Origin of the sequence: Frigidibacter sp. ROC022 (assembly GCF_024723735.1) — a bacterium.
Taxonomy (GTDB): Bacteria; Pseudomonadota; Alphaproteobacteria; order Rhodobacterales; family Rhodobacteraceae; genus SLM-1.
In genome coordinates, this window is the sequence record NZ_JANQDU010000001.1 from 1,185,380 (window position 1) to 1,211,894 (window position 26,515).

21 protein-coding genes are annotated in these 26,515 nt (G+C 69.1%); 3 read left to right on the forward strand and 18 right to left on the reverse strand.

What is annotated here, in order from left to right:
- Positions 1–20 precede the first annotated feature (20 nt).
- From NUW50_RS05725 to NUW50_RS05790, 14 genes are all read right to left on the reverse strand, one after another.
- On the reverse strand, positions 21–1,205 hold the full coding sequence (locus NUW50_RS05725) for an acetate/propionate family kinase (RefSeq protein WP_258288102.1): 1,185 nt from the start codon (positions 1,203–1,205) through the stop codon (positions 21–23).
- On the reverse strand, positions 1,202–2,629 hold the full coding sequence (locus NUW50_RS05730; RefSeq protein ID WP_258288103.1) for a bifunctional enoyl-CoA hydratase/phosphate acetyltransferase: 1,428 nt from the start codon (positions 2,627–2,629) through the stop codon (positions 1,202–1,204). Before NUW50_RS05730 ends, NUW50_RS05725 begins: the two co-directional genes overlap by 4 nt.
- On the reverse strand, positions 2,616–3,380 hold the full coding sequence (fabI, locus tag NUW50_RS05735; protein WP_258288104.1) for an enoyl-ACP reductase FabI: 765 nt from the start codon (positions 3,378–3,380) through the stop codon (positions 2,616–2,618). Before fabI ends, NUW50_RS05730 begins: the two co-directional genes overlap by 14 nt.
- A complete protein-coding gene (locus tag NUW50_RS05740; RefSeq protein ID WP_443135090.1) occupies positions 3,377–5,044 on the reverse strand; it encodes a PHA/PHB synthase family protein in 1,668 nt (555 codons plus the stop codon). The genes fabI and NUW50_RS05740 overlap by 4 nt, the downstream gene beginning before the upstream one ends.
- Positions 5,045–5,348: 304 nt before the next feature.
- Positions 5,349–6,197, reverse strand: coding sequence for a F0F1 ATP synthase subunit gamma (locus tag NUW50_RS05745; protein ID WP_258288106.1), 849 nt, complete (start codon positions 6,195–6,197; stop codon positions 5,349–5,351).
- Positions 6,194–7,771, reverse strand: coding sequence for a F0F1 ATP synthase subunit alpha (locus NUW50_RS05750; protein WP_258288107.1), 1,578 nt, complete (start codon positions 7,769–7,771; stop codon positions 6,194–6,196). Before NUW50_RS05750 ends, NUW50_RS05745 begins: the two co-directional genes overlap by 4 nt.
- Positions 7,761–8,498, reverse strand: coding sequence for a F0F1 ATP synthase subunit B family protein (locus NUW50_RS05755; protein ID WP_258288108.1), 738 nt, complete (start codon positions 8,496–8,498; stop codon positions 7,761–7,763). The genes NUW50_RS05750 and NUW50_RS05755 overlap by 11 nt, the downstream gene beginning before the upstream one ends.
- Positions 8,499–8,502: 4 nt before the next feature.
- On the reverse strand, positions 8,503–8,748 hold the full coding sequence (locus NUW50_RS05760; protein ID WP_258288109.1) for a F0F1 ATP synthase subunit C: 246 nt from the start codon (positions 8,746–8,748) through the stop codon (positions 8,503–8,505).
- Entirely contained in the window at positions 8,748–9,464 is a 717-nt protein-coding gene (locus tag NUW50_RS05765; RefSeq protein ID WP_258288110.1) for a F0F1 ATP synthase subunit A, read from the reverse strand. The genes NUW50_RS05760 and NUW50_RS05765 overlap by 1 nt, the downstream gene beginning before the upstream one ends.
- A complete protein-coding gene (locus tag NUW50_RS05770; protein ID WP_258288111.1) occupies positions 9,461–9,748 on the reverse strand; it encodes an ATP synthase subunit I in 288 nt (95 codons plus the stop codon). Before NUW50_RS05770 ends, NUW50_RS05765 begins: the two co-directional genes overlap by 4 nt.
- Positions 9,745–10,038 carry an AtpZ/AtpI family protein gene (locus tag NUW50_RS05775; RefSeq protein WP_258288112.1) on the reverse strand — a complete coding sequence of 98 codons (294 nt, stop codon included), beginning with the start codon at positions 10,036–10,038 and terminating at the stop codon, positions 9,745–9,747. The genes NUW50_RS05770 and NUW50_RS05775 overlap by 4 nt, the downstream gene beginning before the upstream one ends.
- Positions 10,035–10,445: a F0F1 ATP synthase subunit epsilon gene (locus NUW50_RS05780; protein WP_258288113.1), complete on the reverse strand. Its 411-nt coding sequence runs from the start codon at positions 10,443–10,445 to the stop codon at positions 10,035–10,037. Before NUW50_RS05780 ends, NUW50_RS05775 begins: the two co-directional genes overlap by 4 nt.
- A complete protein-coding gene (atpD, locus tag NUW50_RS05785; protein WP_258288114.1) occupies positions 10,442–11,911 on the reverse strand; it encodes a F0F1 ATP synthase subunit beta in 1,470 nt (489 codons plus the stop codon). The genes NUW50_RS05780 and atpD overlap by 4 nt, the downstream gene beginning before the upstream one ends.
- A 148-nt stretch (positions 11,912–12,059) precedes the next feature.
- Entirely contained in the window at positions 12,060–13,325 is a 1,266-nt protein-coding gene (locus tag NUW50_RS05790; protein ID WP_258288115.1) for a lytic murein transglycosylase, read from the reverse strand.
- A 324-nt stretch (positions 13,326–13,649) separates the two neighbouring features.
- Between NUW50_RS05790 and NUW50_RS05795 the strand changes: the two genes are divergently transcribed.
- Genes NUW50_RS05795 through NUW50_RS05805 form a run of 3 tightly spaced genes read left to right on the forward strand, consistent with a single transcriptional unit; the run spans position 13,650 to position 16,861 of the window.
- Positions 13,650–15,845 (forward strand): FAD-dependent oxidoreductase, encoded by a 2,196-nt coding sequence (locus NUW50_RS05795; protein WP_258288116.1) that lies wholly within the window; start codon positions 13,650–13,652, stop codon positions 15,843–15,845.
- Entirely contained in the window at positions 15,838–16,464 is a 627-nt protein-coding gene (locus NUW50_RS05800; RefSeq protein ID WP_258288117.1) for a CDP-alcohol phosphatidyltransferase family protein, read from the forward strand. Before NUW50_RS05795 ends, NUW50_RS05800 begins: the two co-directional genes overlap by 8 nt.
- A 16-nt stretch (positions 16,465–16,480) precedes the next feature.
- Positions 16,481–16,861 carry a hypothetical protein gene (locus tag NUW50_RS05805; protein WP_258288118.1) on the forward strand — a complete coding sequence of 127 codons (381 nt, stop codon included), beginning with the start codon at positions 16,481–16,483 and terminating at the stop codon, positions 16,859–16,861.
- A gap of 48 nt (positions 16,862–16,909) precedes the next feature.
- On the opposite strand, the gene mprF is transcribed toward NUW50_RS05805, so the two are convergent.
- From mprF to NUW50_RS05825, 4 genes are all read right to left on the reverse strand, one after another.
- Positions 16,910–19,567, reverse strand: a complete 2,658-nt coding sequence (gene mprF / locus NUW50_RS05810) for a bifunctional lysylphosphatidylglycerol flippase/synthetase MprF (protein WP_258288119.1) — start codon at positions 19,565–19,567, stop codon at positions 16,910–16,912.
- 189 nt (positions 19,568–19,756) lie between these two features.
- Entirely contained in the window at positions 19,757–21,595 is a 1,839-nt protein-coding gene (locus NUW50_RS05815; protein WP_258288120.1) for an MORN repeat-containing protein, read from the reverse strand.
- Positions 21,596–21,656: 61 nt separating this feature from the next.
- Positions 21,657–23,363, reverse strand: coding sequence for an AmmeMemoRadiSam system protein B (gene amrB, locus NUW50_RS05820; RefSeq protein WP_258288121.1), 1,707 nt, complete (start codon positions 23,361–23,363; stop codon positions 21,657–21,659).
- A gap of 10 nt (positions 23,364–23,373) precedes the next feature.
- The gene (locus NUW50_RS05825) at positions 23,374–26,412 is read right to left on the reverse strand and encodes a caspase family protein (RefSeq protein ID WP_258288122.1); all 3,039 of its coding nucleotides are present in this window, start codon (positions 26,410–26,412) and stop codon (positions 23,374–23,376) included.
- Positions 26,413–26,515 lie beyond the last annotated feature (103 nt).

Genomic DNA, 26,515 nt, shown 5'->3' on the forward strand with positions numbered 1-26,515 from the left:
GCCGCTGCGGCCGTTTCGTCCTATCCGGCGGTCAGGCTGCGGACTGCGCGGGCGATGACGGCTTCCTCGTTGGTCGGGATGACCAGCGCTTCGACCGCCGAATCGCTGGCCGCGATCCGGGTCGCGTTCGCGGCATTGGCGGCAGGGTCGAGCGTGACCCCCATCCAGCCGAGATGCTCGCAGATGCCCTGCCGGACCCGGGCCGAGTTCTCGCCGATGCCGGCGGTGAAGACCAGCGCGTCGAGCCCGCCGATCGCGGTGGCCAGCGCCGCCATTTCGGTTGCGGCGCGGTAGCAGAACAGCGCGATGGCCTCTCTGGCCTCGGGCGTCTCGCTGGCCTGCAGAACCGCCATGTCGTTGCTGATGCCGGAAACACCGAGCAGGCCGGACTCGTCGTAGAGCAGATGGCCGATCTGTTCGGCCGTCATCCGCTTCTGCTCCATCAGGTAGAGCACCACCCCGGGATCGAGCGCGCCGCAGCGCCGCCCCATCATCAGCCCGTCCAGCGCGGTGAAGCCCATGCTGGTGGCGGCGCTGCGGCGGTTTCGCATCGCGCAGGCGCTGGCTCCGTTTCCCAGATGTGCGACGATCACCCGGCCCTCGGCCCGTTCCCCAAGAAGTCCGGGCAGGGCGCTGGCGATGTATTCGTAGGACAGGCCGTGGAATCCGTAGCGCAGGACGCCGTCCTCGGCCATGGCGCGGGGCAGGGCGAAGAGTTGTGCGAGACGGGACTGCGTGCGGTGAAAGCTGGTGTCGAAACAGGCCACCTGCGGCAGGCCGGGGACAGCGGCGGCGACGATCCGGATGGCGGCCAGATTATGCGGCTGGTGCAGCGGTGCCAGCGGTTTCAGCGTGTCGAGCTCGGCCAGCAGGTCATCGGTGATCCGTGCCGGTCCATGGTGCCTGCTGCCGCCATGCACCACACGATGTCCGGCGGCGGCCAGGGACAGCCCGCCCTGCCAGGCGCGGATCCAGTCGAGCAGTGCCGGGATCAGCCGGTCGTGCCCGACATCCGGCGCCACCGGAAACAGCTGTCCCCGTGGCAGTGCCCGGCCATCCTCGCCGCGGGCCGAAAGCACCGCGCGGTTGCCGATTCCGGCGATCTTGCCGCGCAGGATCGGGGGCCGGTCGCCGGGCTGGTCGGGGTAGACCGCGAACTTGAGGCTGGACGAGCCCGCGTTCAGAACCAGGAGGACCTCCCTCATGGTGCGGGCTTCGTCTTGTAGCTGATGAAGAGCTGCCCCAGGGCGCAGGAGGCGATCCGCGCCATCGGGCTGTCGGCCCGGCTGGTCAGGATGATCGGCACCCTAGCGCCCAGCACGATCCCGGCGGCATCGGCCCCGGCCAGATAGATCAGCTGCTTGGCGATCATGTTGCCGGCTTCCAGATCGGGCGCGACCAGGATGTCGGCCTTGCCGGCAACGTCCGAAAGGATGCCCTTGGCGCTGACCGCGGCCGGCGAGATCGCATTGTCGAAGGCCAGCGGCCCGTCGATCAGCCCGCCGGTGATCTGGCCCCGGTCGGCCATCTTGCACAGCGCTGCCGCGTCCAGGGTCGAGGGGATCTTCGGGTTGACCGTCTCGACCGCCGAAAGGATCGCCGCCTTGGGCTGCTCGATGCCCAGGGCCAGGGCCAGTTCGATCGCGTTCTGCACGATGTCGCGCTTGATGGCGAGGTCGGGGTAGATGTTGATCGCGGCGTCGGTGATCAGCAGCGGCTTGGCATAGGTCGGAACGTCGAGCACATAGACATGGCTCATCCGGCGTTCGGTCCTGAGGCCCAGGGTCTCGTCCACCGCGGCCTCCATCAGCTCGTCGGTGTGCAGCGAGCCCTTCATCAGCGCCGCCACCTTGCCGGCGCGGACCAGCGCCACCGCGGCCGCCGCGGCGGCATGGCTGTGCGGCGTATCGACGATCTCGATCCCGTCCAGACTGCGCCCGGCCTCGCGGGCGGCGGCCTCGATCTTGGCGCGCGGACCGACCAGCACCGGGACGATCATCCCCTGATGCGCGGCATCCAGCGCCCCGGACACGGAAAGGTCGTCGCAGGGATGCACCACGGCGGTGCGGACCGGGTCCAGCGCCTCGGTCGCCGCGATCAGCTTGGCATATTGGGCGCCCTGCACATGCAGATGCACCTCGGGCAGCACGGCGCGGGGGCGGCGCACCTTGTCGCGCGGGGCGATGACCCGGGCCTGACCCTCGATCACCAGCTTGCCGTCCTGGTTGCGGCAGGTGCAATCCAGCAGCAGCCGGTCACGGGGCAGTTTCTCGGTCACCTCGACCCGCACCGTGATCGTGTCGCCCAGCCCGACCGGAGCCTCGAACTTGAGGCTCTGGTCCAGGAAGATCGTGCCGGGGCCGGGCAGCTCGGTGCCCAGCACCGCCGAGATCAGGGCGCCGCCCCACATTCCGTGCGCGATGATCCCGTGGAACATGTCGGTGCGCGCGTAATCGGCATCCACATGGGCCGGGTTCACGTCGCCCGACATCACCGCGAAGAGCTCGATGTCCTTCGGTTGCAGGGTTCGGGTCAGCTCGGCGCTGTCGCCCACCTCGATCTCGTCATAGGTGCGGTTCTCGATGTAGCGCATGGTGGGTTCGGTTTCCTTTGGCTCAGGCGCGGACATGCAGGCCTCCATCGACATAGGCGATATCGCCCGAGACGCGGCCGGCGCCGTCGCTGGCCAGCATCGTGGCCACCGCGCCGACATCCTCGATCGAGATCAGGTCAGGTTCCGGGGCCCGCGACCGGGCCGCGTCGATCAACTCGTCGAAATGGGCGATCCCCGAGCCGGCCCGGGTCTGCAACGGGCCCGGCGAGATCGCGTTGACGCGGATCAGTTTCGGCCCGAGTTCGACCGCCAGCGCCCGCATCGTGCCCTCCAGCGCCGATTTCACCGGCCCCATGATGTTGTAGTGATCGACGACCTTCTCGCCGCCATAGTAGGTCATGGTCAGGATCGTGCCCCCCTTGTCCATCAGCGGCTCGGCCAGCCGCGCCATGCGGATCAGCGAATGGACCGAGATGTCCATCGCCCGTGCAAAGCCGCCGCGCGAGCAGTCCACCACCCGTCCGTGCAGATCGTCGGCAGGACAATAGGCGATCGAATGGACCAGGATGTCCAGCCGTCCCCATTTCCCGCGCACCGCGTCGAAGACCGCCTCCATCTGGCCCTCGACCTCGACATCCAGCGGCAGCAGCAGCCCGGCGCCGACAGCATCGGCCACTGGCTGCACATAGGGCTTCGCCTTGTCGTTGAGATAGGTCATCGCGATCTCGGCGCCCGCATCGGCAAAGGCCTGGGCGCAGCCGGCAGCGATCGAATGGGTATTGGCGACCCCGACGACCAGTGCGACCTTGTTGTGCAGCGGCTTCATTTCATCATCACATAGGTTCCGGGGGCATCGCACAAGGCCTTGTAGCGGCCTGACGAGGTGCCCATCGGCGGCGGAGGCACCGGCGGTCCCGAATGTTTCGAGAGCCAGTCCGAGAAGGCGACCCACCAGGAGCCGTTCTGAGGGCTGGTCTGGGCAAGCCATTCGTCGGGAGCGCGATAGGTCTGGCCATGCGGGGTCTCGGCGATCCGGAAATGCCGGCGCGGATGGCCGGGTTCCGAGACGATCCCGGCATTGTGGCCGCCGCTGGTCAGCACGAAGACCAGATCGGTATCGGCGAAGAGATGCAGCTTGTAGACCGAGCGCCAGGGCGCAACGTGGTCGTCCTCGGTGCCGACCAGGAAGATCGGCGGCCGGATGTCGCTGACCGCGATCGCCTTGGACCCGACACGGAAACGGCCCTCGGTCAGATCGTTGTAGAGATACAGCTTGCGCAGGTATTCCGAGTGCATCCGCGCCGGCATCCGGGTCGCGTCGGCATTCCAGGCCATCAGGTCGAAGGCATTGCCGCGCTTGCCCAGCAGATAGTCGCGGACGGCGGGAGCCCAGATCAGGTCGCGGGCCCGCAACAGCGCGAAGGCCCCGGCCATCTGGTCCGAGGACAGGTAACCCTGCTCGGCCATCATGTCCTCGATCAGAGTGACTTCGGATTCGCTGATGAACAGCCTGAGCGGGCCGGCCTCGGTGAAATCGACCTGCGCGGCCAGCAGCGTGACCGAGGCCAGCCGGTCGTCACCGTCGCGGCCCATGGCCGCCGCGGCGATCGACAGCAGCGTGCCGCCCAGGCAATAGCCGATGGCATGCAGCTTCGGCGCCTTGGTGATCGCCTGTATCGCGTCGATGGCGGCCATGACCCCGAGCTGGCGATAATCGTCCATGCCCATGTCGCGGTCCTCCGCGTCGGGGTTCTTCCACGAGATCATGTAGACCGTGAAGCCCTGGCTCACGAGATAGCGGACGAAGGAATTCTCGGCCGAGAGATCGAGGATGTAGTATTTCATGATCCAGGCCGGAACGATCAGGACCGGCTCGGGATGCACGCTTTCGGTCTCGGGCGCATATTGGATCAGCTCGATCAGCGCATTGCGGAACACGATCTTGCCGGGACTGGTCGCCAGATTGCGCCCGACCTCGAAGGGTTGCGGCCCGGCGGGATGCGGCGCGCCGACCCTGCGGGCGATGTCCTCGGCCAGGTTGGTGGCGCCGCGGACCAGGTTCTGGCCGCGTTCGGCCATGGTGGCGGCGATCACGTCGGGATTGGTCAGGATGAAGTTCGACGGCGCCACCGTGTCGATGACATTGCTGGCCACGAAGGCCAGTAGGTCTTCGTGCGGCGAGGCCACGCCATGCACATCCGTCATCGCATCCTGCCACCACTGCCAGTTGCGCAGATGCGCCTGCGACAGCACGTTGAACGGATAGACCTTCCAGCGTTCCCCGGCAAAGCGGCGGTCGTCCGGGGTGTCGGGCCTGGTGATGCCGAGGCTGTCGGTCCAGAAGGCCTGCATGTTGCGCAGCGCCTCATGCATCAGTTCCATCTGCTTGCCCGGCGAGGCCGCCAGGTGCACGGCCCAGTCCATCCAGGCTTCGCCCAGCACCGAGGGCGACAGCCCCGAGGTCGCCTTGGCGGCGCGGGCATGGGCCATCCGGTCGAGCGTCTCGTAGGCGGCGTGGCGCTTGGTTTCCGCGTCGTCCTGGCGCAGGGCCGGGACCGGCGGCGTTGCGGCGGCGGGCTTGCGGCGTCCCTTGGCGGGGCGGCTGGTCCGTTTGGGCGGGGTGGTCCTGCTCTGGTTCAACACAGCGATTCCTTTCCTGGACGGCGAAAGCGGTCGATCCGTAGGCTCAAATATAGGGTGCGTGCTGCGCTGCGGCATTGATCTGGGTCAGGATTTTTCGGGACATCGGCGGATTCCGTCCCATGCCGACCCGTGCCGATGGCCGCTGTCCGTTTCACTGTGCCGTGCCGGCCGTGTTGGCTCCGGTACCCAGTTCGATGATCTCGGCGGTGATCGCCTCTTGCCGGACCCGGCGCAGCGTCGCCTGGAACATCTCCAGCTCGCGGGCGATCTGGGTTCCGGCCGAGGCCATGGCCTGCATCCGGGCCTCGTTTTCGGCAGCGAAGGCATGCAGGGCGGCATTGCAGACCCGGGCGTGAAAATAGTCCTGCCCCAGCCCGTCGATCAGCGCCTGGCGGGGAACCTGGGTCAGCGGCGGCGGGCCGGACGGGGCGCGAAAATCGCCGAGGTCTATCGGAAACAGGCTCTTCCGCACCAGTGCCGGGCGGCCCGACCGCCAGCGGGTGAAGACCACGTCCAGCCGGTCGATCCGCCCGCCGGCAACCTCCTCGTAGATCGCGCGGGTGATCGCATCCGCCAGTTTCGGAACACCCTGGCTGTGCGAGGGCATCGCGGCGGTCCAGAACGGTTCCAGGTCGCGTTGCGCGGCAATCGACTGGCCTCGCGTGCCGATCAGGAACAGGCGGCGCAGGCCGGGATCGGCGCCGAGACTGTCCAGGACCCGCTCGCTGAAGGCCCCGGCAAAGCCCTGCTCGGCGGCAAAGACCAGCAGTCCGGCCCGCTGGTCACCGGCATCGGCCTGGCGTTCGGGCGGCTTGTCTTCGGTGCCGATGGCGCGCGCCATGGCCCGGGCGATGGTCTCGGCATAGTTGTCCACCGCCTTGACCTGGGTCCGGGCCATGTTGGCACGCGCGGCGGCGATGCCCTTCATCGCGTTCACCACCGCGCCCAGCTGCTCGATCCCCTCGATCCGGGCGCTGATATCGGCCAGCCGTTCCGTCATGGCCCGGTCGGCGGGGCGCTGTCGCCGTCCTGCTGCTTGCCGGGCTTGCCGGCCGCGTCGGCCTTGCCCTCGACCAGCGATTCCGCCAGCCGGGTCATCAGTGCGATCAACCTCTCGCGGGTCTCCGGGTCGAGCTTGCCGGTCGTGCTCAGGGTGCTGACCGCACCGAATTTGTCGGCGTCGAGCGCCGCGGGCAGCCTGGCGCGGAAGACCTTCACCGCGTCCAGGGGCAGCGGGTCCAGCACCCCCGATTGCACGGCCAGCATCAGTGCCACCTCGTCGGCCAGCCGGTAGGGCACATGCTGGGTCTGGCGCAACGCCTCGCGGATCCGCGCGCCCCGGGTCAGCTGCTGACGCACCCGGCCGTCCGGCATGCCGCCGAACCGGGTGAAGACCTCGAGTTCGAGAAACTGCGCATAGTCCAGCCGCAGGGTCCCCGCCGCCTCACGCAGCACCGGGGCCTGGGTCTTGCCGCCGACCCGGCTGACGCTCAGCCCCACGTCCACGGCCGGTTTCTGGCCCTGATGGAACAGCGCCGAGTCCAGAACGATCTGCCCGTCGGTGATCGAGATCAGGTTTGTCGGGATATAGGCCGAGAGGTTGCCGGCGTCGGTCTCGGCGATCGGCAATGCGGTCAGCGAGCCGCCGCCGCGCGCCTTCGACAGCTTGGCGGCGCGTTCCAGCAGCCGCGCGTGGATGTAGAACACATCGCCCGGATAGGCCTCGCGCCCCGGCGATTGCCGGGTCAGAAGGGCGATCTCTCGATGCGTGGCGGCATGTTTCGACAGGTCGTCGATCACGATCAGGGCGTGCTGCCCCCGGTCGCGGAAATACTCGGCCATGGTCACCCCGGCATAGGGAGCGATCCATTGCAGCCCCGGCGCCTCGGCCGAGCCGGCCACCACCACGATGCAGCGGGAGAAGTTGCCCTGCGACTGCAGCGCGTCGATGGTCCGCCGCACGCTCGAGGTTTTCTGGCCGATCGCGACGTAGACGCAGATCATGTCGCTGTCGCGCTGCGCGATCAGCGCATCGACGGCCAGTGTCGTCTTGCCGGTGCTGTGGTCGCCGACGATCAACTCGCGCTGGCCCCGGCCGAGCGCGAAGAGCGTGTCGAGCACGACGATCCCGGTCTGCACCGGCTCGGTCACCAGGTCGCGCTCGATGATCGAGGGGGCGGGGCGTTCGATCGGCAGATGTTCCGCGGCCTCGACCGGTTCCATCCCGTCCAGCGGGCGGCCGAGAGGATCGACGATCCGGCCCAGCAGCGCCTCGCCGACCGGCACGCTCACCACTTCCCCGGTGCCAAAGACCGCTTCGCCCGCCTCGACCTCGCTGGCGGCATCCAGCATCACGCAGCCGATCCGGTCCGGGTCCAGCACCCGGGCAAAGCCGACCTGCCCGCCGGCGAAGCGCAGCACCTCGTCCAGGCGCACGTCGTGCAGGCCCGAGATCATCGCCACGCCGTCGCCGATCTCTTCGACCCGGCCCCGGCTTTCGGCGCGCGGACCCAGGGGCGTCTTGCCGACCACCTCCCGCGCGGCGGTCAGCCAGTCGGGCGTGTCAGGCGGCATGTTTCAGCTCCTTCAGGATGGCGTCGAGATCGGCCTGCCAGCTGTTGTGCAGGACGAAATGCGATGTGCGGAGCTCGAACCCGGCGATCAACTCGGGCTCGGTGACGAAGCGCAGCTTCGCCGGACCGCCGAGCGCGGTCTGCACCGCCTTGGCGATCCGCGCCTGCTCGGCGGCCTCCAGATCGGTCGGGCCGACCAGCTCGATCCCCTCCCTGGCACCCTGCAGCGCCGCGCGGTCCTGCGGTTTCATCTCGGTCAGGGCCTTGACCAGCAGGTCGAGAAAGGCGGCCTGAACCTCTTCGCGCGGCAGCCGGTCGAGCAGCCGTCGGGCGATGTCCACCGCCAGTTCCGCCGAGCGGGCCGCCTCGCGGGCCCTGGCGGCCTCGGCATCGCGCTTGCGGGCCAGTTCGGCGGCGGCGATCAGCTTGTCGGCCTTGTCCCGGGCCTCGGCCAGCACCGCCTTGGTCGCGGTTTCCGCCTCGGTCGCGGCCTTGGCGAGCAGCGCCTCGCGCTCGGCCGCCATCCCCGCGCGGATTTCGGCGACCTCGGCCAGGGCCGCATCCGCCTTGGCCTGCAGGGACTTGCCCTCGTTCAGCAGGGACCGCGCCGCGGTCTGGCGCGCGACGATCGCCGCAGCAACCGGGCGCCAGAATACCCGCGTCAGAAGCCAGACGAGGATCAGGAAATTGATCGCCTGCAGCCCCAGTCCCCAGAAGTCGATTGTCATCGGATCAGCCCAGCAGCGGGTTGGCGAAGAGCAGCAGCAGCGCGATGACCAGACAGTAGATCGCGGTGGTCTCGATCATCGCAAGCCCGACGAAGAGGGTGCGCGAGATCGTGTTCCCGGCTTCCGGCTGGCGGGCGATCGCATCCATCGCTGCGGCCACCGCGCGGCCTTCGGCCAGGGCCGGGCCGAGCGCACCGAACGACACCGCGAATGCGGCGCAGAAGATACTGGCAATTGAGAGGTAGTCCATCAGCGTTCCATTTCTCTTGAGGGGGTGGAGGGGTCGGCGTCGGCCGTCTCGGGCCTGCCGTCCTCGACGGTGGCCGAGATGAAGACCATCGCCAGGACCGCGAAGATATAGGCCTGGACCAGCCCGGTCAGCAGGTCGAGCGCCATCAGCGGGATCGGCACCAGCAGCCCGGCCAGCGATGCGACGATGCCGATGACGAAGACGCCGCTCATCACGTTGCCGAACAAGCGGACGAACATCGAGAAGACCCGGGTGATGCTTTCCATCATGTTCAGCGGGATCATCACCGGATTGGGTGCGGCGAAGGACCGGAAGTAGCCGCCCCAGCCGGTGCCGCGGACCCCGAACCAGATCACCGAGAGAAACACCAGCACCGCCAGCGCCGCGTCGGTTTCCAGCGTGGCCGTCGGCGGCTCGACCCCGGGCAGCAGCGACGACCAGTTCGCCACCAGGATGAACAGGAACAGCGTGCCGATGAAGCCGCGATAGGGGGCCGGCTCGGCGCCCGTGGTCTCGCGGATCTGGATGTCGATGGTCGAGACGATCAGTTCCAGCGCCGCCTGGCGCTTGCTGGGCATCAGGACCAGGTTGCGGCTCAACAGGTAGGCGCCGAGAACCAGCACTGCCATGATGGCCCATGTGGTCAGGATGGCCTGGGTGATCGCCACCGGGCCGATGTGGAACAGCGCGACGGAATCGAGCGGAGAGTCCATCACCCGGCCTCCCTGTATTGGCGTAGCATCAGCGCCTTGGCGCCCAGCACCCCGGCCAAAGCCGCCAGAAGCGCCAGCGCCCCGGCCAGCACCGCGACATAGAACCCGGCCCCCAGCAGCGCCAGCCGCCCGAAGGTCAGGGCCAGCCCCAGCAGTGGGTGGCCGTGGCTGACGATCAGATTGGCGGTCAGCCGCAGGGCGCGGAAGTAGATGTAGCCCAGCACCAGCCCGCCCAGGAAGCAGGCCGGAAGGGTGACGGTATAGGGCAGGGTGGCAGGATCGATCATCGCGCGTTCATCCATTTCCATGCGGTCCAGCCGCCAAGGCACAGGCCCAGCACCAGGCCGGGGCCGGTCCAGAAGATCCCTGAGCCGAACCGGTTGTCGATCCAGCGGCCGAGGAACAGCCCGGCCAGAGTCGGGGCGACGATGATCCAGCCGAGCACGCCGATTTGCGCCAGCCGGCGCCCGACGGACATTTCCCCTTCGCGCAGCCAGAGTTCGTGCCGAAGCCGCCGCAGACGGGTCTCGCGGACCAGCGGCTCGTCTTCCGGATCCTGTGGTTTCGTTTCCGTCATTGGAACCCCCGTGGCGTCGAGACCGGGTGCAGGCGTTCGACCATGCGGCGGATCGCGTTCAACTGCAGTTGCATGGATTCGACATGTTCGACCCGCTCGGCATCGGCGTCGGACTGGAACCGGGCCAGCACCTCGCGGTCGAGCGTCGCCAGGTCGTCGCCCAGCACCGCCTCGCGGGTCGCGATGTCCACGCTTGTGCCATCGGTCACGGTCAGCACGCCGCCGCGCACCGCGCAGAACCGCTCGACCTCGGCCCGCCGCCAGCTGACGATCGAGATCGCCAGCGTGGTCAGGAAGGGGGCATGGCCCGGCAGGATGCCGAAGCTGCCGCTGATGTCCTCGGCGCGCAGGCTGTCGATCTCGGTCTCCAGGACCACCGACAGCGGGGTGACGATCGACAGCTTCACGGTGCTGCCTCCTCGGCTTCGGGCGCGGCGGCGCGGCGTTTCGCCCTGGCCTCCTTGGCCTCGGCATCGGCCAGCGTCCCGACCATGTAGAGCGAGCTTTCCGACCAGTCGTCGGTGACGCCATCCAGGATCGCCCGGCATCCGGCCAGCGTGTCGGTGAGCGCCACGCTGGCGCCGGGCGTGCCGGTGAAGGCCTCGGTCACCATGAAGGGCTGGGTCAGGAACCGTTGCAGCCGACGGGCCCGCTTCACGATCAGCCGGTCGGCGGCGCCCAGTTCCTCGACCCCCAGCAGCGAGATGATGTCGGTCAGTTCGCGGAACCGCGCCAGCGCCTGGCGCACCGCCTCGGCGATCCGGTAATGTTCGTCGCCGACAACCAGCGGATCGAGCAGGATCGACGACGAGCCCAGCGGATCGATCGCCGGGTAGAAGCCTTCCGCCGCCTGTGCCCGGCTCAGCACGATGACGCAGTCCATATGGCTCGATATCGTCGTCACCGCCGGGTCTGTGAAATCGTCGGCGGGCACATAGACCGCCTGGATCGCCGTCACCGCCGAGCCCGCGACCGAGGCGATCCGCTCCTGCAGATGCGCGACTTCGCTGGCCAGCGTGGGCTGATAGCCGACGCGCGAGGGCAGGCGGCCCAGGAGGCTCGACACTTCGGCCCCGGCCTGAACGAAGCGGAAGACGTTGTCCATCAGAAGGAGCACGTTCCTGTGCTTCTGGTCGCGGAAGTATTCCGAGATCGTCAGCGCGGTATGCGGCGCCCGCCACCGGGCGCCCGGCGGCTCGTTCATCTGGCCGTAGACCAGCACGGTGCGCTCCAGCACCCCCGAGCCCTGCATCTCGGTCAGCAGGTCATGACCCTCGCGGGAGCGTTCCCCGACCCCGGCAAAGACGGAGATGCCCTCGTATTTCTCGACCATGGCGCGGATCAGTTCCATCACCAGGACCGTCTTGCCGACCCCGGCGCCGCCGAACATCGCCGCCTTGCCGCCCTGGGCTAGGGGCGTCAGCAGGTCGATGACCTTGATTCCGGTCTCGAATATCTCGGTGGTCCGGGTCTGAGCACCCAGCGAGGGCGGGTTGGCGTGGATCGAGCGGCGCGGGGTATCGGCGGGCAGGGCCGGGCCGTTGTCCTGCGTGTTGCCGACCACGTCCAGCAGCCGGCCCAGCACCGCCTCGCCCACCGGCACCTTGACCGGTGCACCGGTGGCACGGACCGGGACGCCCCGGGAAAGCCCGGCGGTGGACTGGAACGCCACCGCGCGGACCGTGGTCAGGTCGAGATGGCTGTGAACCTCCAGGATCAACGGCGTCGGCCGGTCCCACATCACCAGAAGCGCCGAATTGACCTGCGGCAGTTCCACGCCGTCGAACACGACATCCACGACCGCGCCCCGTACCGACCGGACGATTCCGCAGGGCTGTCCGGGAGGAGGAGTCAGGGGATCGGAGTCTTGCATTCCGTCCAGGCCTTTCGGGTGCGATCAGTCGATGCCCCCCGGATCGTCGGCGGGGCTTGGGGAGGCAATATAGGAAAGGCCGGGCGGCAATACATTGATCTGCGTCAGGCTGACACAGCGGAACCCGCAGTTTCGGCAGAAGGTCGCGCTATCCGAGCCGCGCCAGCAGGTCCAGCGAGGGTTCACCGGTGACGGCCAGCCCCGACGCGCGCTGATAGGCCTTGATGGCGGCGCGGGTCTTGGGGCCGATCACCCCGTCATCGCCCTCGGTGTCGAAGCCCCGGGCGGTCAGCCGGCGTTGCAGGCGCTGCCGGTCGTCGATCGTCATTCCGGCGGCATCGGGCGGAAAGCCGCCCCGGATCGGCGGCCGGCCCAGGATCCGGTCGGACAGATGCCCGACCCCGATCACATAGCTTTCGGCATTGTTGTAGCGGGTGATGACGGTGAAGTTTCGGAACACCATGAAGGCCGGGCCGCGCGGACCCGCCGGCTGCAGGATCGAGGCGGCGCCGTGGTCGGGCACCCTGCGCCCGTCCATGTCGCGCACGCCCGCTGCCGCCCAGTCCCCGGGACTGCGGGTGGTGCCGCGCCCGAAGGGGCCCTCGAAACCCTCGGGCAGCTGCACTTCGACCCCCCAGGGCTGGCCCCTGGTCCAGCCCGAGCGCGACAGGTAGGCGGCGGTCGAGGCCAGCGCGTCGGTCGGGTCGTCCGACCAGATGTCGCGCCGCCCGTCGCCGCGGAAATCCACCGCATAGGCCAGATAGGAGGTCGGGATGAACTGGGTATGGCCCATCGCCCCGGCCCAGCTACCGGTCATCCGGCTGGCGGTCACGTCGCCGTTCTGCAGGATTTTCAGCGCCGCGACCAACTGGCCTTCGAAGAAGCTGCCGCGCCGGCCGTCATAGGCCAGCGTGGCCAGGGCCGAGATCACCGGCACCTCGCCGCGTCTCGTGCCGTAGAAGCTCTCCAGCCCCCAGATCGCGGTGACGATATGCGGCTCGACACCGTATTTCTGCGCGATCTGGCCCAGCACCGTGCCATGCCGGCGCAGCGCCTCCCGTCCCATCGAGACCCGCTCGGGCGAGGCGGCGATGGCCAGGTAATCCTCGAGCGAGCGCTTGAACTCGGTCTGGTTGCGGTCGCGCTCGATCACCCCGGGCAGGAAGGCGGCGTGACGCAGCCCCGAAGACAGAGTGGCGGGGGAGATGCCCTTGGCGGCGGCTCGGACGCGAAAACCCTCCAGCCAGGCGTCGAACCCGGGGTTGGGCTGGGCCGGAAAGGCCTCGCCGGTGCGGCGCGGCAAGGCGAGCCCGGCGCCGATCTCGCGCACGCCGCCCGAACAGGCCGCCAGAGCGCCCGCCGACAGCCCCAGAAATGCCCTGCGCCGGTTCATCCTGCCGCTGCCGATATCCATGCCCTGCCTGTCCCGGTTCGTTGATCGGTTGTGTCTGCAAACCTAGCCCGGTCGGCCCGCAGTTCAAAGCCCGCGCTGCCGGGCTGGCGTGGCCCTGCCACCCGGTCCGGGCCGCACGGGCGACCGCGCAGGCCAGGGCCGCGGAAAATTCGGCGTCTCTGGACTTGGCGGCTGTAACGAACGCAGAGTTCCGAACGAAGTGGAGACCATGCTACATACAGACAATGCGACCCGGCCAGCCGGTCAGACAAGGCACCACGTGACAATCAATCCATTCCCGAAAGCGGCCTCCGGCGGCGGCCCGCATCTGCAAGGTCACCGGACATGAGGCGGGGTCCGGTTCTGGCGGTGCTGCTGGCGGCGATCGTTGTCGGGCTCACCCTGCTGTGGCGCTATCCGGTCGGACTCGAGACCCTGCGGGGCTGGCTGGCGGCTGTTCAGGACTGGCGGATGGCGCATCCTCTGGCCCTGGCGGCGGGGGTCTTCGGGCTCTATGTCGTCACCACCGCGCTTTCCCTGCCGCTGGCGACATGGCTGACCCTGGGCGCCGGGGCGCTGTTCGGATTCTGGCAGGGGCTGCTGCTGGTCTCCTTCGCCTCGACTCTTGGCGCCACGCTGGCCTTCCTGGCCGCCCGCTGGCTGTTTCGCGACTGGGTGGCGGCGCGTCTGGGAGGCCGGATCGAGGCGATCCGGCAGGGCGTCGCGCGGGATGGCGCCTTCTACCTGTTCACCCTGCGGCTGATCCCGGCGGTGCCGTTCTTTGCGGTCAACCTGCTGATGGGGCTGACCCCGATCAAGGCATGGACCTTCTACTGGGTCAGCCAGGTCGGAATGCTGGCGGGCACTGCCGTCTATGTGAACGCGGGCACCCAACTGGCGCAGATCGACAGCCTTTCGGGGCTCGCCTCGCCGCTGCTGCTGGGCTCCTTTGCGCTTCTGGGCATCTTCCCCTGGATTGCCCGGGCGGCGCTGCGGCTGCTGAAGCGTCGCCGGGTCTATGCCCGCTGGAGCCGCCCGGCGCGGTTCGACCGCAACATGATCGTCATCGGCGCCGGGGCCGCCGGGCTGGTCAGTTCCTATATTGCCGCCGCCACCAAGGCCAAGGTGACGCTGATCGAATCGCACCGGATGGGCGGCGATTGCCTGAACTACGGCTGCGTGCCGTCCAAGGCGCTGCTGGCCACCGCCAAGGCCGCGCATCTGCAACGCCATGCCGCCGATTACGGGCTGGAGGCCCCGGCGCCGAAGCTCCGCTTTGCCGAGGTCATGGAACGCATCCACAAGGTGATCGACGGGATCGCCCCGCATGACTCGGTCGAGCGCTACGAGGGGTTGGGGGTCGAGGTCCGTCTTGGCCGGGCCCGGCTGATCGACCCCTGGACGGTCGAGATCACCGGTGCCGAGGGCACCACGCGCCTGACCGCCCGCGCCATCGTCCTGGCCACCGGCGCGGCGCCGTTCATGCCGCCGCTGCCGGGGCTCGATACCGTCGATCCGCTGACCTCGGACACGTTGTGGGAGGCATTGCGCGGCCGCCCCGAGGTGCCGCGCCGGATCGCGGTGCTGGGGGGCGGGCCGATCGGCACCGAACTGTCGCAGGGCTTCGCCCGGCTCGGTGCCGAGGTGTCGCAGATCGAGATGGGCGAGCGGCTGCTGCCGCGCGAGGACCCGGAGGTCTCGGCCCTGGTCCGCCGCTCGCTGGAAGCCGACGGGGTCAAGGTGCTGACCGGCCACAAGGCGCTGGCCTGCGGGGTCGAGGGCGGCGACAAATGGATCGAGGTCGAAGCCGATGGCGCCCGCAGGCGCATCGTCTTCGACGAACTGATCGTCGCGGTGGGCCGCGCGGCGCGGTTGCAGGGCTACGGGCTGGAAGAGCTGGGCATTCCCACCGGCAGGGTGATCGAGACGGACGCCTGGCTGCAGACCCTCTATCCCAACATCCTGGCCGCAGGAGACGTGGCCGGCCCCTATCAGTTCACTCATACCGCCGCGCATCAGGCCTGGTTTGCCGCGGTCAACGGCCTGCTGGCGCCGTTCTGGCGGGTGAAGGCCGATTACCGGGTGATCCCCTGGGCGACCTTCTGCGACCCCGAGGTCGCGCGGGTCGGCCTGTCCGAGGCCGAAGCGAAGGAACAGGGCATCGCGCATGAGGTGACCCGTTTCGAGCTGGCAGAGCTGGACCGGGCGATTGCCGATGGCGCCACGGCGGGGTTCGTCAAGGTGCTGACCGTGCCGGGACGGGACCGGATCCTGGGGGTGACGATCGTCGGTGCCCATGCCGGAGAGCTGATCGCCGAATATGTTCTGGCGATGAAACAGGGGCTGGGGCTGAACAAGATACTCGGCACGATCCATATCTATCCGACCATGGCCGAGGCCAACAAATACGCGGCCGGGGCCTGGAAGCGCGAGCATGTGAACCCGCGGCTGCTGGCGCTGGCCGAGCGGTTCCACCGCTGGCGGCGCGGCGGGGATCCGGCCTCGCTGCGGCCCGCAACCGGGACCGACGGCGATGATTGACCGCTATCTGTTGCCCACGGTGAAGGTCGTGCTGACCCCGGTCGCGCGGGTCCTCGTGGCACGCGGGGTGCATCCGGATCATGTGACGGTGGCGGGATTCGGCCTCGGCATCCTCGCGGTCCCGGCGCTGGCGATGGGCTGGACGGTGCTGGCCCTGGTGCTGATCGCCGCGAACCGGATCGCCGACGGGCTGGACGGGACCATGGCGCGGATGACCCGGCCCAGCGACCGGGGCGCCTTTCTGGACATTGCGCTGGACTTCTTCTTCTACGCGCTGGTGCCCCTGGGTTTCGCGCTCTGCGAGCCGGCCCGCAACGCGCTGCCCGCCGCTGTGCTGATCGCCGCCTTCATGGGCACCGGATCGTCCTTTCTGGCCTTCGCGGTGCTGGCCGAGCGGCGCGGCCTGAAGACCGAGGATTATCCTGCCAAGGGGTTCTACTATCTCGGCGGTCTGACCGAGGGCACCGAGACCATCGCGCTTTTCGTCGCCATGTGCCTGATCCCCGGCAGTTTCCCCTGGCTGGCCTATGGCTTTGCCGCCGCCTGCCTGCTGACCTCGATCACCCGCTGGCGGATGGGCTGGGAGGCTTTCGGGAAGGCGCGGGACAATGATGGCTGAGGGGAAGGGAAGGCGGATGGACGGGCTGAGACGCGGGCTGCTGCCGGTCGGCATCGCGGCTGTGGTAGTGGCGGGGTTCGCCTGGCTGGGCGGCACGGCGGCACTGGGCGCGCATCCCTGGTGGGCCGTCAAGGTCGGCTGGCTCGGCGCCATGATCGGCGCGGCGCTGGCCTTGGCCCTGCTGGCGCTGCAGCTGCGGCCCGGGCTGCTGGCGGGCCTGGGACTGGTCGCTCTGGCCGGCGCCGGCGCCGTGACCTTCATCGGCAAGACCCGCTTCGCCGCCTCCTATGCCGAGGATGCCCTGGCCGGGCAGATGTGGTTCTTCGGCTGGATCGCGGTGATGGCCGGCGCGGTGGTGGCGCTGGCGGGGGTGGCGGCGCTTCTGGCGCGACGCTAGGGGCAGGGACAACCGCCGGCCGGGGTCGAGACCGGACCCGCCGCGCCCTTATCCGCCGCGGCCCTTCCCGACGATCCCGCGCACCCCGCCCGCGATCAGCACCGTGGCATCGGTCAGCACCCAGAGCAGCGGCTGGGTTCCACCCTGCACGGCCAGGAACCGCGGCTGCCAGTCGGGCCGAAACTTCTGCTTGAAGGCGCGCAGCCCCTCGAAATTGTAGATCGGCCCGCCGTGCCGGAAGATCATCGATCCGAACCGGGTCCAGAGCCGGGCGCCCGGCCGGGTCTGCAACCCCGACAATGGCGCCATACCCAGGCTGAAGCTTTGGGCGCCTGCGTCGCGGTAATGCTCCAGCAGGCTGACGAAGATGAACTCCATCATTCCCCGTTCCTCGGGTCGGTAGCGCATCAGATCGACAGCCAGATGCTGGCCGGTGCCCGGCGCCAGAACCGTGGCGAAACCCAGCAGGCGGCCCTCGCGCCGGACCACGGCCACCGGGCCCTCGTTCAGGAAGGCCGGCGTGAACCGGCCCACCGAGAATCCCTTCTCGGCCCCGGTCTTGCCGCGCAGCCAGGCCTCGGAGACCTCGGCCAGTTCGGCCAGCAGGGCGGGCGCATGCGGCGGTGGCAGGACCTCCAGCGCCAGGCCGGATTTGCGCGCCTTGTTATGCGCTGCCCGCATGGTCTTGAAACCCGACCCGGAGAGCGAGAAATCCGGCAGCGAGATCACGGCCTCTTCACCCAGCTTGTGCAGGGTGAAGCCCATCTCGACCCAGAGCGGCAGGTAACGGTCCGAAACGCCATAGAAGGCCGGTCGCCCGTTGCCGGCCCAGGCCTCGTCGAAGAAGGCCCAGGCCAGGTCCCGCGCCGTTTGCGCCGGGCCGACCGGATCACCGAGGGCGATCCAGGACCGGCCCTGCACCGCATAGGCGATGAAGGCGCGGTCGGACTCGTCGAAATAGAGCGCCTTGTCGCCTGTCAGGGCAAGGCAGGCCATCGGTTCGTCGCTGCCGGCGATGACGGCGCGGGCCCGGTCCAGCGCCGCGCCCTCGGGCCGGCGGGTATGGGCGCGCACGGGGCGCATCGCCAGCCAGACCGTGCCGAGCACCAGCAGAGCCGAGGCCAGAAGCCCGGCCCGCAGGCTGCGCGGCGTGTCCGAGCCGCCCGCGAATTCGGTCCAGAGCGAGCCCGACCAGGGTGTCGCGCGATGCATGAAGAAGAAGAACCCGGCCAGGCTCAGCACGATCGCCAGCACCAGCGCGAACCAGGCCGGCGAGAGCACGCCGCGAGTCAGCTTTGCGGCCCGGGTGAACTGGCCACGGAACGGCGTCAGGATGATCGCCACAACCAGCAGCAGCGCCGAGGATTCGATGTCGAAATCGTTCAGCGCCGAGACCAGCGCCCCGGCCAGCAGACCGGATTGCAGCAGCCAGTACGAGCCCGAAATCCGCCGGATCAGCGCCTGCGACAGCATCACCAGCACCACGCCGATCATCGCCGACAGCGCCGCCCCGCCTTCCAGCAGGATGGCGCCGAGAATGTCCCTCGGGTCGATCGTATGCGGCCGCACCGCCGGCATCAGCGCGATCAGCACCAGATAGACCCCCGCCGCCAGCGAGACGACCCCGGTCAGCGAAGGGATCAGCGCCTTCAGCGAGGCGACCGCGGGCCGCATCGGGGCGCTGATCTCGCCGAAGATCCGTGCCGCCACCCCGCCGGCCAGCCGCGCCTCGTTGAAGGCCAGGACAACCAGCGCCAGGGCGAAGGGCAGGAGATAGTAGATCACCCGGAACAGCAGGAGCGCCGCGGTGACCTGCGCCAGTGGCGGGCCCGAGGGCATCGCGGCGATCACGATGGTCTCGAAGACGCCGATGCCGCCCGGAACATGGCTCACCACGCCGATCATCATCCCGGCGGCGAAGATCGGCAGAAAACTGGCGAAATCGGGTGCCCCGGCGGGCAGGAGGATCCAGAGCGCCAGGGCGGCAAAGCTGGTGTCGATCACGGTGACGGCCAGCTGCGCCAGAACGATGCGCGGTGCCGGGGCGGCGATCTCCAGCCCCTTCAGCCGCAGGGTCCGGCCGCCGAGGGACAGCCAGGCCAGCCCGCCGCCCAGGGCCGCCAGTGCTGCAATCGCCAGCAGCCGGGTCGTGGCCGGGGACAGATCGACCAGATGCGCCAGCGCCGAGGGGGCCCAGATCAGCCCGGCCAGACCGATGGCGCTGACCCCCAGCCCGGCGGCGATCGAGATGAAGGCCGACAGCCCGGCCACGTCCAGCGCGCCGAGGCCGAAGGCCGAATAGACCCGGAACCGTACTGCGCCGCCGGAAATCGCGCTGATCCCCAGCGTGTTGCCGAAGGCGTAGCCCAGGAACCCGCCCAGGGCGACGGCGCGGGCGGGGACCCGGCGGCCCAGGTAGTCCAGCGCCACCCGGTCGTAGAGGATCAGCGCCCCGTAGCCGAACCCGGTCGCCGCCAGCGCCACCGCCAGGTCGATCCAGGGCACCGCCGCCGCCTGCACCAGGATCGCGCGCGGATTGGTCTCGGCCAGCAGATGCCGCAGCGCCAGCAGGCCCAGCACGAAGAACGCCCCGGCCAGCAGCATCGGCGCCAGCCGCCGCAGTCTCTGCACCAGCCGCCCGCCGGGCGCATCCTCGGGCGGCCCGGACGGGGGTGCTCGGTCGGAATGTGGAAGAGGCGCAGGCATCGCCGGTCCGTCGATCTTTCTTGGCTGCAGGCCCCGCGGGGCCATGCGGCAGGGTCGGTAGGGCATCGCATATCGGGCGGGTCAGGGGAACCGTCTTGCTCGCGGGTCAGGCGGGCAGGGTGCCCGGCAGGCGCCGGTACAGGCGAGAGAGCAGCCCGAAACCTCGCTGCCGGGGTCGGTCGATCCGGCTCAGAAACAGGCGCCGGGCCGGATCGACGAGACGAATTCCGGTGTGCGCGGGCTGATGTAGAACAGGTAGATCGGCAGCGAATTGCGGATCGAGCCATCGGCAAAGGTCGCCTCGACATGCATCGCATGGAGCGAGCTTCTTTCGGCCCAGAGCTGCACCTGGGCACGCAGTGTCGAGATATTGGGATTGCCGCGGATCGGCAGGTCGATGGCGTAATCGGTGCCTTGATCGCGCAGCTTGATCTCCTGGAACTGCGGCGCCTGGGTGGCATAGGGGCCGCCGGCACCCATCTCGGCCATCATGTCGGGCAGTTCGATCCGGGCGAGGTTGATATAGGTGTGGAAGGTCTCGGTCAGGGTCTGGACCTCGCCACGGGCATCGGTCCAGTCATAGGTCAATTCGCCGAGCGCCACGGTCTGCAGGTTGCTGCCGCCGCCGACGAAACCGGTCAGTTCGCCCATCGGCACCGAGGCGATGAGATTGGCGCGGCAGCGGTCGAGATCGTCATAGCTGGGACAGGTGAACCGGTGCCCCGAGAGCGTGGCCAGATCGACCCCGGCGCGGGTCAGGACGTCGCGCAGATCGACATCGGTGCCCTGGTCGAAACCGGAAATCGGCACGTCATAGGCGGCGGTGGCCGGGGTGGCCGGGATGTTCTCGTAGTTCAGCGTATCCGGATTGGCGAAGCGTACCCGCAGCCTGGGGTTCTCGACCGGGCCCCAGCCGTAGTTGGTCATCTCGAAATCCGGCTGGGTGCCGATGCAGCCCTGGTGCTCCGCGACGCTGAGCATCGGGCGCAGATGCGGCTCGGAATAGTCCACCGCCAGCTTCAGGCTCTCGATCCGGACCCGCGAGGCGTCGTCCGTGGCCAGGTCGATGCTCAGGAAAGCCCGCGTGTCCTGCCAGTCCTGGCGGGTGTTCTCCAAGAACTGGTAGGGCACCTGGGCGGTGCCGTTGCCGGCCCATGCGGCGGCGAGGTGTTCGTCTTGCGGATAGATCTGCAGGGCGCCGTCGCCGAGGTAATGAATATAGGGCACGCCCTGGTTCTGGGCGATCCGCTGATCGGTGACGACGGAGATCGAGACCTTGCCGGCGCTGCCGCCGCCCTGTGCGGGCAGGAGACCGGCCAGGGTGCTGTCGGTGATCTCGGCCGGTCGGGTCGAGGACATCTCGACCCCGCGCCGCATCACCACCTCGTAGCGCTGGCCGCCGGGCAGGGTGATCTCGCCGCTGCCGTCGCGCAGCCCGGCCCGGAAGCCGCCGGTATAGATCCAGCCCTCGCGTGAGCGCCAGGTGCCGGTGCCCTCGGCCAGCCCCTTGTGGAACGGGCCCTCGTAGAGATTGCCTTCGGCGTCGCGGTGGCTGCCGTCGCCCTCCATCAGTCCCGCGACCCAGGTTCCTTCCCAGCGGCTGCCGTCGCGACGGGTCAGCAGGCCCGGCCCGTCATAGGCACCGGCCTTCAACGTCCCCTCGAAACGGTCATGCACGGCACGCGGATCATAGCTGGCGGTGCCCGGCACCCGCCAGGTCAGCACGCCGGGGCCGCTGGCCAGGCCCTCGGCATCGACGCCGGGCCAGTTGCCGCTCGCCGGCTCCCAGAGAAACTCTAGCTTCAGCTCCGGATGCGGATCGACGACCGAGACCTTCTGGCGGCTGACCGAGCGGCTGACCGGATCGTAGAGCACCTGGATTCGCGACACGATGGCCGGTGCCGCCGTGGCTGCCGTCGCCGGCGCGCCTGCGTCGGCTCCGGGCCGCGCCGCCAGAGGCTGGGCCAGCGCCAGGACAACCAGCCCCCCCGCTGCCAGACTGCAGACCCGCTTGGCCGTTCGACGCATTGCACACCCCTGTTTCCGTTGCGGAAAACCCTAGCCGGGCCGGGTTCGGCGGGGCAAGCCCCTATTGCCGGCCCCGGGCGATATCATAAAGCTGCGGCGCCGGGATCTGGCGCAGGAAGATCGTGCCCTGATCGAAGGCCGTCACCTCGGCCAGGGCGCCGCTGGCCAGGCCGCCCGCCCCGGGTCCGTGCTGGTCGAACAGGAAATTGCCCAGCGACTGGATCACCAGCATCCGCCCGCCCGGTGTCGCTCTCGGCCCGGCGCTGGCGGCATGGGGATGGGCGCCGACCAGCGCCGCGGCGCCACGCGCCTCGATCTCGCGGGTCAGCATCTGCTCGCGCGGCCGCGGCTCGGTCACCCATTCGGCGCCCCAATGCAGGAAGGCCAGCACCGGGACCGAGGCATCCTCGACCAGCACCCGGTCCAGCAGTTCCTCGTCCAGCCGGTGCCAGGGCGGCATCGCGGCGCCGTCGAGATCGCTCAGTATCACCAGCGTCAGCCCCGGCAGCTGCAGCCGCTCGCCCTGGGCGGCATGGGGTATCCCGGCGGCGTCCAGCGCCGCCAGCGTTTCGGTCATGCCCGAGGTGCCGATGTCCATCGCGTGATTGTTGGCCAGCCCGAAGCCCGCCACGTTCAACCGCCGCGCCCAGTCCACGACCAGTTCGGCCGGCATCGCCAGGGTCATGTGGTCCAGGGTTCCGGGAAGGTCGGGCAGCAGAACGCCTTCGAGATTGGCGATCAGGGGCAGGCCGCCGGTGGCCTCCAGCGCTGCCCGTTCGACACGTCCGGCAACCAGTTCGTCATAGAGCAGCCCGGGCCAGGTCCGGCCCAGGAACCAGTCGCCTGCCAGGACATAGCGATGCGCCCCGGCAAGGGGCGCCGGCACCGGGGGCAGGCCTTCGGGTTGGTAGAGGATCACCATGTAACTGGTTGTTTCAGAAAGAAACTGATCGACCCCCTGTTGCTGGTTTCGGTTCGCCACCACCTGCGGGCCGGCGCCGAACAGACGACGTTCCAGCGCCATGGTCAGATAGAGCGCCCCGACCGAGTCGACGTGATCCGGCTGCACCAGCCGGGCAATCCCGTCGAGATCGCCCGCCGCCAGCAGGTTCAGCACCTCCTGGTCCCGCTGCCTTGCCTCGTGCCAGGGCAGGTAATGCGAGAAATCGGTGGACTGGATCAGCAGCGTCTCGGCGTCGATCAGCGGCGTCAGCGCCCGCGCCATCGCGTCCCAGTCCGCCCGGTTCGATCCATTGCCGATCGCCAGCGGCAGCACCGGCACGCCGGGGTAGAGCCGGGCCAGGAAGGGCAGCAGCGCCCTTGCGCCATGGTCGCTGCCGAACAGGCAGCTGTCGGCGACCAGATCCGGATCGGCCAGCAGGGTCCGGGCGGCCCCGGCGTCGGTCGGCACCGCGCCCAGCACGGTCCGGAAACCATGCGTCGTGGTCGCGAAGGGGCGCGGGCTCTCGGCGAAATGGTCGGGAAACAGCAGCACGATCCGCCGCGGCCGCTGCCCGCTGCCCAGCCGCAGGCCCGAGGCGATCAGATCGGGCGCGTTCAGGTGATGCGGCACCACCAGCCCGGTCACCGGGGTCGGCCGCGGCGCGACCCCGGCCGTGGCCTCCAGCGCCGCGTCAAAGGGCGCGGGGTCGGGATAGAAGGCCGGGTAGTCGCCCGTCGGGCAGGGGCTGCGGGCCGGCGCCGGCAGGGCCTGCATCGCCAGCAGCAGACCAAGGCCCAGCCGTCCCGCCCATCCTACGAAACTCACGCCGCGCGCCTCATTTCTTCGCCAGCAGGAAATTGGCGGTCTGCGAGATGTGGTAGAACGGCTCCTGCTTGCCTTTCGACAGCCGGACCACCTCGCGGTAGATGTAGTCCGCCAGCCCCAGCAGGCGCACCCCGTCATCCTGACCGGCCTCGCCCGACAGCCCGCGGATCAGCGAATAGGTGAAGATGCCGTGCCCCAGGTCGCGCCGCTCCTGCGCGGTGTTGTTGGCGGCGGTGGCCGAGAAGACGATCACCCGCGCATCCGCCGCCTCCTTTTCCAGCTTGGCGTTGAAGGCATTGGCGGCATGGCAGGTGTCGAGCATCAAAATCCGCCGCCCGGTGGCAAAGCCGATTTCCTCCTGGATCACCGACCAGTCCACCAGCGAGGATTTGCGCCAGGCGTCGCCGCGTTTCTCGCCATTCTCGGGGATCAGGTAGAAGCGTTCGCCGACATTCACCCCATGGCTGGCGACGAAGATGATCGTGGTATCGTCGGGGCCGGGCCGTTGCAGGAAATCGATCAGCTCGCCGGTGATCGTGGCGGCATCCGGTTCCAGCACCTCGGCCGGATCAACGACGCCCTCGGCCCCCGCCGCGGCCAGCGCATCGGGGGTGGCGATGACCAGCGTCTCGATACCGGTGAAGAGCGGCGCCGAATGCTGCTGCACCGCCTTCAGGAAACCGATCGCGTCGGCCACCGGAAAGGCAAGATCGCAACTCGGACCGCCGCAATCGGTCAGCTTGGGATAGGAATTGACGCCCACCACCGCGACGAACAGCTTGCCCTGTTTCTGCGCGTCCTCCTTGGGCAGCCGGAAGATCGCGGTGCCGCCGCGCTCGGTGACATAGCCGAAATCGTCCTCGCCGGTGACAAGGATGTCGTTCTGCCCGTCCTCGATCGGGATCTGGTAGTAGAACACCGCCGCACCGTCCTGCGGAACATAGGCCTGCGGCACATCGGCAGGGGCCGGAACCTGTAGCGCCGGCACCCGGCGGTCGTTGACCAGCACCGAGAATCCCCAGTCGCTCATTTCTTCCAGCGAGGCCCCGGTGAGCACCAGCGTGGCAAAGCCCGGCGGGGCCGGGATGTCCTCGGCGATCTTCAGGTCGAATTCCGGGGCGGGGCGGGACAGGAGATCGAACAGCTCCCGGTCGGTGCCGCGCAGTTCCCTGGCGGCTGCGGCGGCATCTCCGGTGATGATGGCGCGGCGCACGATCTCGGGCGAATGCAGGTGCTGGCGCAGCTGCCGGGCCCGGATCAGCCGCGCCGCCTTGTCCGGCCCCTGGTTCAGGTGCCAGCCGACCAGCCGGTCGCCATCGGGAGAGGACTGGAAATAGCCCTGCGGGGTCCAGATGATCCAGTCATCGCCCGAGACGAAGATGCTGACGATCAACTGCCGCGTGTCGAGGTTCCAGAGCTTCAGAGTCTGGTCGGCGCTGCCGGTCAGCAGCCGGTTGGCGCCGGGGGCCGCGGCCAGGGCCAGCACGTCGCCGGTATGGCCGGTGAATTCGCCCAGAATCTGTCCGTCCGGCAGCCGGTGCGCCAGCAGCACGCCATTGCCGCCGCCGGTGATCAACTCGCCGCGTTCCGGCACCAGCCCGAAGCTGGAGAAGTAGTAGCCATCCACCGGCCCCTTGCCGAGCGTCACCGGCTCGGCGCCGAGGATCTGCAGCTGATCCGCTTCGAAACTGCCGGTGTCGGAAGTGCCCGCCGCCAGCCCGTAGCCCGCCGCCGCCAGCACCGCCCGGACCAGCCGCGCCGAAGCCGCATCCGCCGGTTTCGGCGCCTCGACCGAACGCTCGCCCGAAGGCAGCTGCATCCGCAGGCTAAGGGCGCCCATGACCTCCGGGCAGACCTCGCGCTCGGGGCAGGGGTCGTCCGTGCCCCAGGCAATGGCCGTTCCGTCGGCCGAAAGCGCGACCGCCGAGACCGGAGCGCCGATGCCCTTCAGGCTGGCGACCTTCGCGCCGGTCTCGGCGTGCAACACGCGGATTTCGGGTATCCGCCCGCCGGCGGTGGCAATCAGGTCCGTTGCCCCGTCCCCCGGCAGCGCCACGGCGGCATGGATGCCGGCTTGTGCCCCGTCGTCGCTGGCGACGACTTGCAGCGTATCGACATCCCAGATCCGCGTCTGCGGACCGGCGTCGCAGTGATAGCCGCAGGAGACGGCCAGCAACCCGCCCTTGAAGGCCAGCGCGTCGGCGCGAAAGCCCTGCTCGGGCAGGGTCGCCAGCAGATGCCCGTCCAGCCCGTCGCGCAACTCGACCCGGCCGTCCTCGCCTGCCAGGGCAAAGCGCATCCCGTCCTCCGACACCGCCAGTGCGATCAACGGCACGTCCCACAGCGCCTCGGCATCGGGCACCGCGAGTTCCTCGCCTGTCCCGGCATCCCAGAGCTTCAGCCCGTAATCAAAAGTCAGCGCCACGATCCGGCTGCCGCCGCCCAGAAAGGCCGCTGCCGTCACCCGGTTCGACTGGCTGTCGAGCGGCGGCAGGGGCTCGGGTTCGGCCTCGCCGAAGGGCATCCGCCAGCGCAGCACCATGCCGCCCTGGCCCGAGACCAGCAGCTCGTCGCGCCCGGAATCATAATCCATCGCTTCAACAACCCAGTCGAAGCCCTTGAGAACCCTTGTGATCTTTCCCGAGGCGGTATCGAATATCCGGACGTCTCCGAAAGGCGGGTCCGGCGACAGATGCGGCGCGAAATAGCCCGCGACGGCGATCCGGTCGCCCGATGCGGAAAGTGCCAGCGCGTTGATCATGCCTTCGGCGCCGGGTCCGATCTGACCGCGCAGGCTGGCGGTGCTGCGGCCTTCCTGCCAGTCCCAGACCCGCACCACCTTGTCATCACCGGCGCTGTAGAGCCGCTGCCCGTCGGGCGAGGCGACCAGCGCCCGGATGGTGGCCAGGTGGCCGCCGGTGTCGAGATCGAGAAAGGCTTCGGGCGCGGCCTCCTGCGCCGGGGCGGGGCCAGGCAGGGCGCAGGCCAGCAGCATCGCGGCCAGCGCCGCGCGCGCGGAAAAGGAACCGGGTTTGAAAGACAGGCGCATGGCAATCCTCCTGCTCAAATACCGCCAGACTAGGGCCGAGCCTGCCCAAAGGGAAGTCCGCTCGGGCGTCCCCTCGGGGCCTGCCGGTGGGCGCTGCCGAATT